13 protein-coding genes are annotated in these 12,763 nt (G+C 73.4%); 8 read left to right on the top strand and 5 right to left on the bottom strand.

All coding sequences use genetic code 11. The annotated features are described in order from the left end of the window. The first annotated feature begins 115 nt into the window (after positions 1–115). A complete protein-coding gene (locus tag ABFX46_RS03405; RefSeq protein WP_346039848.1) occupies positions 116–487 on the top strand; it encodes a DoxX family protein in 372 nt (123 codons plus the stop codon). 115 nt (positions 488–602) lie between these two features. Here the strand turns inward: ABFX46_RS03405 and ABFX46_RS03400 are convergent, their stop codons facing one another. Together ABFX46_RS03400 and ABFX46_RS03395 are read right to left on the bottom strand one after the other, a co-directional pair. Further along, a complete protein-coding gene (locus ABFX46_RS03400) occupies positions 603–1,793 on the bottom strand; it encodes a lipid-transfer protein (RefSeq protein ID WP_346039847.1) in 1,191 nt (396 codons plus the stop codon). Then, complete coding sequence (locus ABFX46_RS03395) at positions 1,790–2,239, bottom strand: Zn-ribbon domain-containing OB-fold protein (RefSeq protein WP_346039846.1); 450 nt, start codon at positions 2,237–2,239, stop codon at positions 1,790–1,792. Before ABFX46_RS03395 ends, ABFX46_RS03400 begins: the two co-directional genes overlap by 4 nt. Before the next feature lie 187 nt (positions 2,240–2,426). Here ABFX46_RS03395 and ABFX46_RS03390 point away from each other — a divergent pair, with 187 nt between their 5' ends. The 3 genes from ABFX46_RS03390 to ABFX46_RS03380 all read left to right on the top strand — a co-directional run bounded on the left by ABFX46_RS03390 (position 2,427) and on the right by ABFX46_RS03380 (position 4,600). Next, entirely contained in the window at positions 2,427–3,194 is a 768-nt protein-coding gene (locus tag ABFX46_RS03390) for an SDR family oxidoreductase (RefSeq protein WP_346039845.1), read from the top strand. Between the two features lie 9 nt (positions 3,195–3,203). Next, positions 3,204–4,163, top strand: coding sequence for an LLM class F420-dependent oxidoreductase (locus ABFX46_RS03385; RefSeq protein WP_346039844.1), 960 nt, complete (start codon positions 3,204–3,206; stop codon positions 4,161–4,163). 137 nt (positions 4,164–4,300) lie between these two features. Next, positions 4,301–4,600: a Fe-S cluster assembly protein HesB gene (locus ABFX46_RS03380; protein WP_346039843.1), complete on the top strand. Its 300-nt coding sequence runs from the start codon at positions 4,301–4,303 to the stop codon at positions 4,598–4,600. Between the two features lie 54 nt (positions 4,601–4,654). On the opposite strand, the gene ABFX46_RS03375 is transcribed toward ABFX46_RS03380, so the two are convergent. From ABFX46_RS03375 to ABFX46_RS03365, 3 genes are read right to left on the bottom strand one after another with little or no spacing between them, the layout of a single operon-like run. Continuing rightward, positions 4,655–4,855, bottom strand: coding sequence for a hypothetical protein (locus ABFX46_RS03375; protein WP_131943247.1), 201 nt, complete (start codon positions 4,853–4,855; stop codon positions 4,655–4,657). A 22-nt stretch (positions 4,856–4,877) separates the two neighbouring features. Next, the gene (locus ABFX46_RS03370; protein WP_346039842.1) at positions 4,878–5,978 is read right to left on the bottom strand and encodes an Rv3169 family protein; all 1,101 of its coding nucleotides are present in this window, start codon (positions 5,976–5,978) and stop codon (positions 4,878–4,880) included. Then, positions 5,975–7,039 carry a phosphotransferase family protein gene (locus ABFX46_RS03365; protein ID WP_346039841.1) on the bottom strand — a complete coding sequence of 355 codons (1,065 nt, stop codon included), beginning with the start codon at positions 7,037–7,039 and terminating at the stop codon, positions 5,975–5,977. Before ABFX46_RS03365 ends, ABFX46_RS03370 begins: the two co-directional genes overlap by 4 nt. Before the next feature lie 111 nt (positions 7,040–7,150). Here ABFX46_RS03365 and ABFX46_RS03360 point away from each other — a divergent pair, with 111 nt between their 5' ends. From ABFX46_RS03360 to ABFX46_RS03345, 4 genes are all read left to right on the top strand, one after another. After that, positions 7,151–7,801 carry an MBL fold metallo-hydrolase gene (locus ABFX46_RS03360; protein WP_346039840.1) on the top strand — a complete coding sequence of 217 codons (651 nt, stop codon included), beginning with the start codon at positions 7,151–7,153 and terminating at the stop codon, positions 7,799–7,801. Next, entirely contained in the window at positions 7,798–8,460 is a 663-nt protein-coding gene (locus ABFX46_RS03355) for an HAD family hydrolase (protein ID WP_346039839.1), read from the top strand. The genes ABFX46_RS03360 and ABFX46_RS03355 overlap by 4 nt, the downstream gene beginning before the upstream one ends. 156 nt (positions 8,461–8,616) lie before the next feature. Continuing rightward, entirely contained in the window at positions 8,617–8,823 is a 207-nt protein-coding gene (locus ABFX46_RS03350) for a PspC domain-containing protein (RefSeq protein ID WP_346039838.1), read from the top strand. Between the two features lie 149 nt (positions 8,824–8,972). Next, positions 8,973–12,698 (top strand): hypothetical protein, encoded by a 3,726-nt coding sequence (locus tag ABFX46_RS03345; RefSeq protein ID WP_346039837.1) that lies wholly within the window; start codon positions 8,973–8,975, stop codon positions 12,696–12,698. Positions 12,699–12,763: the final 65 nt, after the last annotated feature.

The following is a 12,763-nucleotide window of genomic DNA, read 5'->3' as shown; positions in this document are numbered from 1 at the left end:
GACACGTGACCGCTCCACCCCAGGTCACACGGGCAAAGTGGGGTGACTTGCATCACATTGCCGGAAAAGAGAGGGCGCTATTGGACGCGCCGTCCGATCTGCGAGACTGCCGGGCATGACCGATTCGTCACGCGCGTCCCGGCGGCTGGCCGGTGCCATGGCCGGCATGGGCGCCCTGCACATGATCGCCCCGAGGCCGTTCGACGCGCTCATCCCCAAGCGCCTGCCCGGTCGTGCGCGGACCTGGACCTACCTCAGCGGCGCCGCCGAACTCGGCTGCGCCGCGGCCATCGCCCACCCGCGCACCCGCAGGGCGGGCGCGCTCGCCACGGCGGCCCTGATGGCGGCCGTCTTCCCCGCGAACGTCAAGATGGCCCGCGACTGGCGCCGCCGCCCCCTGCCGCTGCGCGCCATCGCCTACGGCCGGCTCCCGCTCCAGGCCCCGATGATCGCCTACGCCCTCCACGTCGCCCGCACCGCCGACTGACCGCCTCGCCGCGACGAGCCGCGCCGGCGCGACGGGTCGCGCGGGCGTGCCCGGTCACGCGGAGACGCCCCCGCCGGGCCGGTGCCGGTCGGCGGGGGCTGGGACGCGGGTTCGGCTACTTGACGGTGATGACCGCCGAGCCGTGGCCGAAGAGGCCCTGGTTCACGGCGATGCCGGCGCGGGCGTTCTCGACCTGGCGGCCCTCGGCCCGGCCGCGCAGCTGCCAGGTCAGCTCGCAGACCTGCGCGATCGCCTGGGCCGGGATCGCCTCGCCGAAGGAGGCGAGGCCGCCGCTCGGGTTGACCGGGATGCGGCCGCCGAGCGCCGTGGCGCCGGAGCGCAGCAGGTCCTCGGCGCCGCCCTGCTCGCAGAGGCCGATGTCCTCGTACCAGTCGAGTTCGAGGGCGGTGGAGAGGTCGTAGACCTCGGCGAGCGACAGGTCCTCGGGGCCGAGGCCGGCCTCCTCGTAGGCGGCGTGCGCGATCGCGGAGCGGAACGGGCGCTCGGGGACGGCGGCCGTCATGGCCGAGTCCGTGGCGAAGTCGGGCAGGTCGAGGACGGTCTTGGGGAAGGTCGGCGTGACCGTCGAGATCGCCGGGATGCGCACCGGGTCGGTGACGCCGTGCCGCCGCGCGAACTCCATGGACGTGAGGACGAGCGCGGCGCCGCCGTCGCTGGTCGCGCAGATGTCCAGGAGGCGGAGCGGGTCGGCGACGACGGCGGACTCGCGGACGTCCTCCGCCGTCACCTCCTTGCGGTACCGGGCGTTCGGGTTGGCGAGGCCGTGCCGCGCGTTCTTCACCTTCACGGCGGCGAAGTCGTCCAGCGTCGCGCCGTACAGGGCCATCCGGCGGCGCGCGTACAGCGCGAAGTAGATGGGGTTCGTGGCGCCGAGGAGGCGGAAGCGGAGCCAGTCGGGGTCGTCGGGCCGGTCGCCGCCGACCGGCTTGAAGAAGCCCTTCGGCGCGGCGTCGGCGCCGACGACCAGCGCGACGTCGCACAGGCCCGCGAGGATCTGCGCGCGCGCCGTGTTGATGGCCTGCGCCCCGGAGGCGCACGCCGCGTAGCAGCTCGACACCCGCGCGCCCGACCAGCCGAGCGCCTGCGCGAACGTGGCGCCGGCGATGAACCCCGGGTACCCGTTCCGGATGGTGTCGGCGCCCGACACGTACTGGACGTCCGTCCACGAGAGCCCGGCGTCGGCGAGGGCGGCCCGCGCCGCCGCGAGCCCGTACTCGACGAAGTTGCGGCCCCACTTGCCCCACGGGTGCATGCCCGCACCGAGGACGGCGATGTCGCGACTCATTCGACGGGCCTCCACATCCACACCGTGTACTCGGCTTCGTCGTCCTCGTAGAGGACGCCTTCGGTCAGCTCGACCTCCATGCCGACCTCGAGGTCGTCCACCGTGACGCCGGGGACGACCTGGCCGAGGACGACCATGCGCTCGGCCTCGAGTTCGACGGCGGCCACCGTGTACGGGACGAACGGGTCGGGGGAGACGTACGGAGGCGGCGGCTTGTACCGCGAGTCGGCGTAGGACCAGACGCGCCCGCGCGGCGACAGCGCGTACGGCTCCAGCTCCGAGCCGTCCTTCGGCCCGGTGCAGCCGGGGTTGCGGCACGCCAGCTCGTTGCGCGGGAAGTACGGCGTTCCGCACGACGAGCAGCGGGTACCGAGCAGGCGGACATCGCCGTCCGCGGTCGTGTACCAGCCCTCGACGGCCGGACGGCGCTCCTTGGTCGTGGTCACGCGGCCCCTCCTCGTGTCTTCCGGCGCAGCGTAACAACCAAACGATCGTTAGAAAGAACGCCGTCCGGTGAGCGGGACGGAACCTCGGGAGCCAGCTAACTGACTCGTCAGTCACTTCGCTACAGTGAACCGAGTCGGATTCTGCCCATAGCCGCCCACAGGGTGCGAGCGAGTAGGGAGCGCGCGGATGCGGACTGGTCTTGAGGGAAGGACGGCCCTGGTCACCGGGGCGTCCCGGGGCATCGGGAAGGCGATCGCGGCCGCGTTCGCCGCCGAGGGCGCCAACGTGGTGCTCTCGTCCCGCAAGCAGGAGGCGCTCGACGAGGTCGCCAAGGAGATCGGCGCGGCGAGCCCGAACGTGGGCGTCCTCGCCAAGGCGGCGCACGTCGCGCACGCCGACGAGGCCGCCGCGTGCGTGGACGCGGCGGTGCGGGAGTTCGGCGGCGTCGACATCCTGGTCAACAACGCCGGTACGAACCCCTACTTCGGGCCGATGGCCGACATCGAGCCCGCCGCCGCGGCGAAGACCGTCGAGATCAACCAGTTCCCGATCGTGCAGTGGACGCAGCTCGCGCTGAAGGCGGGCATGGCCGAGCGCGGCGGCTCCATCATCAACATCGCCTCCATCGGCGGCATGGTCACCGAGCACGGCATCGGCTACTACAACGTCACCAAGGCCGCGGTCATCCACCTCAGCCGGCAGTTCGCGATGGAGCTCGCGCCCAAGGTGCGGGTGAACTGCATCGCCCCCGGCCTGGTCAAGACCCACCTCGCCCGCGCGCTGTGGGAGGGCAAGGAGGCCGAGATCAGCAAGTACATGCCGCTCGCCCGCCTCGGCGAGCCCGAGGACATCGCGAACGCGGCCGTGTTCCTCGCGGGCGACCTCTCGTCATGGATGACCGGGCAGACCCTCGTCGTGGACGGCGGCTCCACCATCCGCCCGTCGATCGTCTAGGAGGCGCGCATGTCACGCTGGGGACTGACCATTCCGCTGACCGGGCTCCCGCTGGCCGAGCACCGCGAGATCGTCGCGGAGCTGTCCGGGCTCGGCTACACCGACGCCTGGTCCGCCGAGACGAACGGCACCGACGCGTTCACCCCGCTGGCGCTCGCCTCCCAGTGGGGCCCCGAGCTGCGCCTCGGCCCCGCGATCGTGCCGGTCTACACGCGCGGGCCCGCGCTGCTGGCCCAGCATGCCGCCACCCTCGCGGGCCTCGCGCCCGGACGGTTCGTGCTCGGCATCGGCACCTCGTCCGACACGATCGTGCAGCGCTGGAACGGGATCCCGTTCGACGAGCCGTACAAGCGGGTCCGCGACACGCTCCGCTTCCTGCGCAGGGCCCTCGCCGGGGAGAAGGTGAAGGAGGAGTACGACACCTTCGCCGTCAAGGGCTTCAAGCTGGACAACGTGCCGGAGGCGGCGCCGCCGATCGTCCTCGCGGCGCTGCGTCCCGGCATGCTGCGGCTCGCCGCGCGGGAGGCCGACGGCGCGATCACCAACTGGCTGGCGCCGAAGGACGTCCGGACGGTCCGCGGCGAGCTGGGCGAGGAGCCCGAGCTGATCGCGCGGCTGTTCGTGTGCCCGACCGGCGACGCCGAGGAGGCCCGCGCGATCGGCCGCTGGATGATCGCCGCGTACATGACGGTCCCCGTCTACAAGGCGTTCCACGAGTGGCTCGGCCGCGGTGAGGCGCTGGCCCCGATGAACGAGGCGTGGGCGGCCGGCGACCGGAAGAAGGCCCTGGAGGTCATCCCGGACGAGGTCGTCGACGACCTGATCGTGCACGGGTCGCCGGAGGCGTGCCGGGCCAGGATCCGCGAGTACGTCGACAACGGCCTGACCACGCCGGTCCTCGCGGTCGTCCCCGGCGGCGGGCTCTCCCAGGCCGAGGCGGTGCGGGCGCTCGCCCCGAACGCCGGCTGACACGGGCGGCCGGTCGCGGTCCGGATGGTCCGCCGATCCCCGCCGCAAGAGGTTCGCCGCGGATGTTTGCCGCCGTGGCGATCGGGGAGGGTGGGGCAGATCCGACACGACAACGACAGAGACGTGAGGAGCTGATCGTGCTCACGCTGACCAGCGGTGCCGTCCAGGTCATCCGTACCGTGACCGCCAACCCGGAGCTTCCGCCGGAGACCGGCATCCGCATCGAGTCCGGGCTCGACGGCTCGGACGCCCTGCGGCTCTCGGTCGCCCCCGCGCCCGAGGCCGGCGACCAGGTCGTCGAGGAGGAGGGCGCGAAGGTGTACCTGGAGCCCAGCGTCGCCGAGATGCTGGACGACAAGATGCTCGACGCGCAGGTCGATCCGCAGGGGGACGTCGCGTTCACCATCGCGGAGGGCACCGGGGGGATCCCTACCTGACGTGTGCGGCGAGACCCGGGGCCTCCGATCGCGGGCGCCCCGGGTCTCGTGCCGTCAGCTCATCGCCGCGACCACGGCGACCACGGCGAACACGAACGCCGCCGTGGTGAGGACCATGAAGGCCGCGATCACCGCGCAGGCCAGACCGCGCGGCTGGTCGCGCCACGTGCCGTACCGTTCGCGCACTTGCCCGTCCAGTTCTTCCCGGGACGGCCGTCCCGCGTCCGGGGGGTCGGGCGAAGGCGGGGTCGTCACGGTCGCCAGTCTCGCAGATTCCTCAGTCATCGAAGGACGGATGCGGGCCGAGGGCCCAGTACTCGTAGAGGCCGTAGCCGGTGACGGCATCGGTGGGCTGCGCCCCGTCCAGGTACTCGTACCGGCCGACGGCGTCGACCATGCCCCACATGCGGGCGGCGTCGTCCGGTTTGCGGGTGTCGTAGGCGACGCCCTGGACCTTGAGGTCCGGCCCCTGGTACATGCCGTGCTTCCAGTCGGGCTCCAACCCGTAGCCCGTGCCGACCATCAGGTGGACGGGCAGGATCGGCGTCGCCTTCACCTCGAACGGCTCCCCGCCGGGCGGTGAGAACCGCAGCGTGGCGGTGACCACGTCGCGGGTGCCCTCGGCGTACACGGGACGGTATTCGGGACGTCCCAGGTACTCGGCCTCGCGGTCGGGCCAGACGCGGGTGGCCTCCTCCAGCACGCGGCGGCCCTTCTCGTCCTCCTGGACGATGCACAGGATCGAGTGGTCCTCGAACTGGATCGGCGTGTAGAGCCAGTAGAAGGTGCCCGCGTTCTTGACCTGGATGCCCGGCGGCTCGGGCTCGCCCACGGGACGGACGCCCCACGACCGGTCCCGCGAGCCCCACCAGCGGTCGGGCGTGGCCTCGATGGTCTCGCCGTCCACCGTGATGGTGCCCGTCCAGCGGCCGGTCTGGGCGAGGCGCCGCGAGTCGAAGACGACGCGTTCCTGCCAGCGCAGGTAGTGCGGAGGCTCCAGCGTGGCGGGGATCGTCCCCTCCCACGTCAGGTCGAAGGCCAGGCCGTGCTCGTTCTCGTCCAGGACGACCCTGAGCCGCTTCAGCCCCTCGATGACCTCGACGCGGAACGGGCCTACCGTGGTGTCCATGCGGTCGTTGCCCAGCTCGCGGGACGCGCGGACGACCTTGTGCACGTGGCCGCGCCGCACGACCGCGAACGCGTCCATCACCCCGAGGTTCGGGTACTGCCCGATCCCGATGAGGATCATCATCTCGTCGGAGCAGGGGTGCACGTTGAAGTAGTACCGGTCGTAGAAGTTGCGGTCGGACGTCGTGACGTGCCGCATCACCTCGGGCGCCTGGTGGATCGGGTAGTCGTCGAGCGGCGACAGCGTCACTGGTCCCCTCCGAGGATGCGCGCGAGCAACTGCGTGCAGTTGTTGTCGTAGGGGAAGTCGGAGGTCTCGTCGATCCAGCCGAAGTCGATCATCGCCTGGCCGATCCGCGCCATGATCACCGAGAACTTGAAGCCGGACAGGACCTCGTAGTACGCCATGTGCCGCATCGGGCGTCCGAGCAGCTCCTCGTACCGGGCGATCGTCTCGGCATAGGACGGGAAGCCGTCCAGCCGGGGCGCGCCCATGCCGTCGCTGTGGTGGCGGTCGAGGAACATGAACCAGGCGAGGTCCTCCTCGGGGGCGCCGAGCACCGCGGTCTCCCAGTCCAGGACGGCCGCCGGCGCGCCCGCCTGGAAGATCACATTGCCGATGCGGGCGTCGCCCCACAGCGCGACCGGCTCGTCCGGCTCGTCCGGGCGGTTCGCCTTCAGCCACGCCAGCGCTTTGAGCGCCGTCTCCTGCGGGCCCTTGTAGGCCCAGTGCAGGTAGTGCTCGTAGTAGGCGAGCCGCTGGTCGAGGCCGGGCGCGCCCCAGGACGGCTGGTCGAGGAAGCCGAGGCCGAGGCCGCGGACGTCCAGCCGGTGCAGGTCCGCCATGATCTCCAGCGTGGACCACCACATCGCGGCCCGCTCCGCCGGCGGGACCTCGGTGACCCAGCCGTCCGTGTGGTACGGCGGCATGTCGGTCGGGACGCGGCCCTCGACCCGTCCCATCACGAAGAACGGGGCGCCGAGCACGTCCGCGGACGGCTCGTACCAGCGGATCGGCGGCACGGGGACGGAGGTGCGCTCGTCCAGGATGCGCATCAGCCGGTACTCGTCGGCGAAGCGGGGCTCGGGGAAGACCTGGTAGGCGGTGGGCGCGACCCGCGCGACGAACGGCTCCCGCCTGGTCTCGCCGCCCTCGCTCCACTCGGCCTCGAACATGAGGGTCTCGTTGGAGAATCCGCTGGTCTGCGGGGTGTCCACGTGGGGGATCCGGACGCCGGGCAGATGCCCGCCGAGCCAGTCCGTCAGCGCGCGTCGGGTGATCTCGGGATCGCGTTGGTCGGGAACGGGCATCGCCGCCTCCTTGCACCGGACTCCTGCGCCGGGTCAAAGTAGAACGTGTTCTATCAACGACCCGGGGACCGGTCAATGGGTGCGGCGCCCCCGTCGTGAAAGCATGGCCGGATGCGTCTAACGAAGTTCGGGCACGCCTGCGTCCAGATCACCGAGGACGACCGCACGATCGTCATCGACCCGGGTTCCTTCAGCGAGGCGTCCGGCGCGCTGGCCGCCGCCGACGCCGTCCTGATCACCCATGAGCACTTCGACCACGTCGACCCGGACGCGCTGCGCGCCGCGATGGCCGAGCGCCCCGCGCTGGAGGTCTGGACGTCCCGCGTCGTCGCGGAGAACCTCGCCGACCTCGGCGGGCGCGTCCACCAGGTCGGCCACGGGGACGCCGTGACCATCGCCGGGTTCGACGTCCATGTCTACGGGGAGGAGCACGAGATCCTCCACCCGGACGTGCCTCCCATCCCGAACGTCGGTTTCCTTGTGAACGGCGAGGTGTTCCACCCGGGTGACGCGCTGACCGTCCCGTCTGAGCCCGTGCCGACCCTGTGCCTGCCGGGCAACGCGCCGTGGATGAAGATTCCGGAGTTGTACGCCTACACGCGCGAGGTCCGCCCCGAGCGGGCCTTCGTCATCCACGACGGCCTGCTGAACGACATCGGCCTCACGGTGATGCAGAACCACGTCGCCAAGGCGGGTGAGGAACTCGGCAGGGAGTTCCGCCGCCTCGCCCCCGGCACCACGGTGGACCTGGGCGCCAAGTGAACCTGCGCCCCGTCCAGGCGGTGTTCTTCGACATCGGCGAGACCCTCGTCAACGAGGGGGAGATCTACGGGCGCTGGGCCGACTGGTTCGGCGTGCCGAGGCACACCTTCCTCACCAAGCTGGGCGCGGTGCTCGCGCTCGGCGGCAGCCACATGGACCTGCTGGAGTACTTCCGGCCCGGTTTCGACCTCGCGGAGGAGGAGCGGCGCCGCGCCGAGGCGGGCGTCCCGAACGGGTTCGGGCCCGACGACCTGTACCCGGACGCGCGGGCCTGCCTGTCCGGCCTGCGGGACCAGGGCCTCTACGTCGGGATCGCGGGCAACCAGCCGGTCGAGGCCGCGGCGCAGATGGCGGCGCTCGGCCTGGACACGGAGGTCGTCGGCATCTCGGCCGTGTGGGGCGTCAGCAAGCCGTCCCAGGAGTTCTTCGAGCGCTGCGCCCAGCTCGCGGACGTCCTGCCGGACCGCGTCCTGTACGTGGGGGACCGGATCGACAACGACGTCCGTCCCGCCCTGGAGTTCGGGATGCGGGCGGCGTTCCTGCGGCGCGGCCCCTGGGGGCACATCCAGGAGGACGACGACGCGCTCCGCCAATGCCTGTTCGTCCTGGACGACCTCGTCGGCCTGCCGAAGCTGGTCGCCGAATACAACGCCTCCTAGACGACCCTTAGGGGACGTCCCGTAATCCCGAAGTATGGCCTGGAAACGGGCCCAGCGGCCGATGTGGAGCCCCCTGTCCAGTTCGTAGCGTGGGGAACACGGCGGCGGAAAACCGCGGCCGTGTTCACCGCTCGACGAATCGGGGAGAGAAGAACCATGAACGGCCTTTACCGTCCGCGCGACAATCGGATGATCGCGGGTGTCTGCGCCGGCCTCGCGCGCCGGTTCGGCATGACCCCCGGGATGGTCCGCCTGCTCTTCGTGCTGTCGTGCCTCCTGCCCGGACCGCAGTTCGTCGTCTACCTGGTGCTCTGGGTGATGATGCCGAACGAGGACCGGCACATGGCGGGCGCCCGCCACTAGTCCAAGATCATCGATAGTGCTCGACCGGGCCCGCCTGTGGGTGTTAGATCGGGGCACCACCATCGGACCTTTTCCGCCGTCCGGTCACCGATGCGGGGACCGCCGGGGATGACCGGGTCCGTCCCGCCGTGGGAAGGGAAGGAGCCGTGGTGCCTGAGGGCGGAGCCGCCGCGCGCGAGGCCGAGTACGCCGCCCGGCTGCTCGGGTTCCTGCGCGACCTCGCGCGGGCCCGGCGCCGCCCGTCCCGCGACCTCGCCGACCACGACCACGTCCACTGGCTGGCGGGCCTGCCCGGCGACGTCTACGTGGAGGCGGACGCCGGGCCCGGCGACGTCCTGTTCAGCGTCCCGGTCATTCCGCTCACGCCGCCCGTCGTGCTGGAGGAGTTCGACGGCTGGCTCGCGCTCCGCAACTGGTACCGCATCCTGCGGGAGCTGGCCGACGAGGAGGTCGTGCTGGCGACCGGGCTGCTGTCGTGGCGCCCGGCCGTCCACGACCACCTGCTGAGCACGCCGGTCCGGATCGCGGTGGACGAGCGGTCCGAGCGCATCGACGTCGTCCTCGCCGGGCACACCGTCCTGCGCGACCGGGACCTGCTCTCCGGGCATCCCGGTTTCCGGCCCGCGGGCTGGATCGCGGACGCCGTCCAGTCCGGGCAGGGTTTCGGGCTGAACGCATCGGTCGGGGACGTCCTCCGGAAATGGTGCCAGGTGGCGCTCACCACCCCCGCCGACTACCGCGAGGACTGGACGCCCGACACCGACGCCGCCACGCCCGCGCCCCGCATCCGGCTGGCGCCCGCCCTGGTCGTCCGGCCGCCGGGCCGCGCCGCCATCGCCGACCACCACGACCGGCTGCTCGGCCTGCTGCCGCGCGGTATCCCGGACGGGCTGGCGCGCCTGGTGTCCCCGTCGCAGAAACCGCAGGTCATGCACATCCCGGAGCGGGCGCCGGAGACCGTCCCCGACCTGCTCGCCGGGCTGCTCGCGCGCGGGCACCGGGTGCTCGTCGCCACGTCCGGGCCGGCCGCGTCCGCCGCGCTGCGCGCCGCCCTCCCGCCGGGCCTCGCCGCCCTCACGGCGACCGACCAGGCCACGGCGGCGCAGGTCGGCGACGCGATCCGGGAGGCCGCGCCCGACCTGGCCGCGGCGACCGAGCGGGAGAAGGCCGCCGCCCGCCGGCTCGCCGAACTGCGCGACAAGCCGGACGAACCGCCGCCCGACCGCCGGGACGAGGACCCCGACCTCTCCTGGATGCCCGTCCGGCCGGACATGCCGCCGACCCCGCCGATCTCCCGCAGCGAGGCCGCCGAACTGGTCGTCCTGCTCGCCGAGGAGAGCCCCGAGCGCAAGGCCCGCACCGCGCAGCGCGACGTCGATCCGGGCGCGCTGCCGAGCGCCGCCTACGTCCGCACCCTGATCGACGCGGAGGTCGCCGCCGCCGAGCGCGCCGAACGCGCGAAGACCGACCTGTCGGAGCGGCTGCGCGACAGCGACGTCACCCTCCTCGCCCGCCTGGACGGCGACGCGTCCGTCGTCGCCGCCGCGTTCCGCGACCTCGGCCTGGACGGCCACCCGGGCGGCTGGAACCCCGCCGACCTCGCCGTCCGCGCGTTCGGCGACGCGCTCGCCGAACACCGCCCGCTCATCTGGGCCCGCGTCTCGGAGATGACGTCCCGCGCCCAGTGGGCCGAACGCGCCCTCGCCGACCTCGGCGCCCACCGCGTCGACCTGCCCGCCGAGGCCGACCTGCGCGGCCTCGCCGCCGCCGCGCAGGACCTCCGCGCGCACCTCGCGGGCGGCGGCACGCTGAAACGCGGCCCGCTCCGCTCCGCCGCCCAGCGGCAGGCCGAACCCCTCCTCGCCACCGTCACCGTGGACGGCGCCGCGCCCACCACGCCCGACCTGCTCGACATCGTCCACACCGAGCTCATGGTGCGGATCACCTGCCGCGAACTCCAGTACGTCTGGGAGGCCGCCGGGATCTCCTTCCCCGCCGACCTGCCGCCCGCCGAGCGCGTGGCCCGGTTCGTCCGCGCGCACGCCCGCCTCGCCCGCATCGGCGAGGCCATGCGCGCCGTCGACTCGACGCGCCGCCTCCTCGACCGGGGCGGGTTCGGCATCGCCCTCGCCCACCCCGTCCAGTGGCACACCTACGCGGCCGCCCTCCGCACCGCGCTCGAAGGGCTCGGCGTCAACCGCGCCACCGCCGACCTCGACGCGCTCCGCGACTCGATCGGCCCCGCCGAGCCCGGCGATCCGCCCGAACTGGCCGCCGCGGTGGCCGCCATCGACGCCCGCGACGCCGCCGCGTACGGGCGCGCCCTCGGCGGCCTCGCCGAGGCCCGGCACGAGCGCTCCCTGCAGGTCCGCTGCGCGGACCTGCTCGCCCGCGTCCGCGCCGTCCACCCCGACCTCGCCAACCTCATGATCGCCACCGACGGCGACGAGGCCTGGCACGCCCGCACCCGCCGCTGGGACGACGCCTGGACCTGGGCCCGCCGCGCCGCCGCCGCCCCGCCCGCGCCCGACCGCGCCGCCCTGACCGCCGCCGCCGAGAAGGAACTCGGCGAGGCCCGCACCGCCCTCACCACCGCGCGCGCGTGGACGGCCGCGGTCGCCCTCGCCGACGTCCCCGCCTGGCTCCTCCCGCTGTGGCGCACCCCGGACGTCCTCCCGCCCACGCCCGACTCCTTCGACGTCGTCATCGTCGACGGCGAGCACGAGGCGGGCGCGGAGGCCCTGCACGTCCTGTGGCTCGCCCCCCGGACGATCCTCGTGGGCCCCGCCGGCCCGCCCCTCCCGCCGCCCGAAGGCCCGCTCCCCGCGATCCGCCTCCCCGCCCACCTGCACGAGGCGATCACCCCCACGACCCCCCTCTTCACGGCCCTGACCTCCGCCACGGAAGCACCCCCGTCCCCACGCGAGACGGCCCCGGACCTCCCCACCCCCAGACCGCCCGAACGCCGAGTCCCGCCCAGCCCCGCCACGCCCTCCCAAGAACCACGACCACCGACCTCCCACCCAGGCCCCCCACGCCACCGCCCGGACTCCCCACCGGAAACCGCCCGCCCTGCGCCTCGCCACTCCCGTCCGCCCACGCCCGCCCCCATGGAAATCACCGGCGACCGGGCCGGAACGCCCCCACCACCGCGCGAGCAGAACCCCTCACCCCGCCGTCCGGACTCTGCACCAGAAGCCGGCCGCCCCGCGCCGCCCCGGCCTCCGCGTTCGTCCTCGCCCGCCCCTGCGGGAAGCGGCGGCGACCGGGCCGGAACGCCCCCACCACCCCGCGAGGAGAACGCCCCGCCCCGCCGTCCGAGTGCTCCCCCGCGTCGTTTGGACGCGCCCCGTGAGGAGGGTGCGGGGGGCTCGCGCGGGCGAGGGGCGAGGTCGGCGAACGTCCCGCCACGCCGTCTGGACGCGCCGCCGCTCGGGCCCCGGGAGGGCGAGGCGCCGCGCCGGGCGGACGGGCCCGCGGAGCCGGGACCGCCGCGGCGCCGTGTTCCACCCCGGCGGCTGGACGCGGTAGGGCCGAGCCGGCCCGCGGACGAGCCGCGCCCGCCGTCCGACATCCCCGCTCTCTGGGGCAGACCCGGCCCCAAGCCGCAGCCTCCGACCGAGCGACCGGTAGAGCAACCGGCGGAGGAGCCGGCGGCGCACGCCCAGGTCCGGCGCGGGCAGTCGATCGTCGGATACAAGCGCCCCGAGCTGGTGGAGATCGTCGGCCGCATCGCCGAACGCGAGCCCGACCTCACCGACGACCAGATCGTCGAGCTGGTCGCGCGCCTGCTCGACTGCCCCGAGGACGAGGAACTGCTGGTCGGCGCCCGCCTCCGCTACGCCGTAGAGCAGTACCGCAGCCGCTCCGACTAGCGGATAGCCGGTGCTGGCGGCGGAACGGGCTCGGTGAATTCGGCGCCCTACGTCACTGGATGTCT

Origin of the sequence: Actinomadura chokoriensis, assembly GCF_039529475.1 — a bacterium.
In the GTDB taxonomy this organism is placed as follows: domain Bacteria; phylum Actinomycetota; class Actinomycetes; order Streptosporangiales; family Streptosporangiaceae; genus Spirillospora; species Spirillospora bangladeshensis.
The sequence above is the reverse complement of the archived record's forward strand: the minus strand, read 5'-3'. Positions and strand labels throughout refer to the sequence as shown.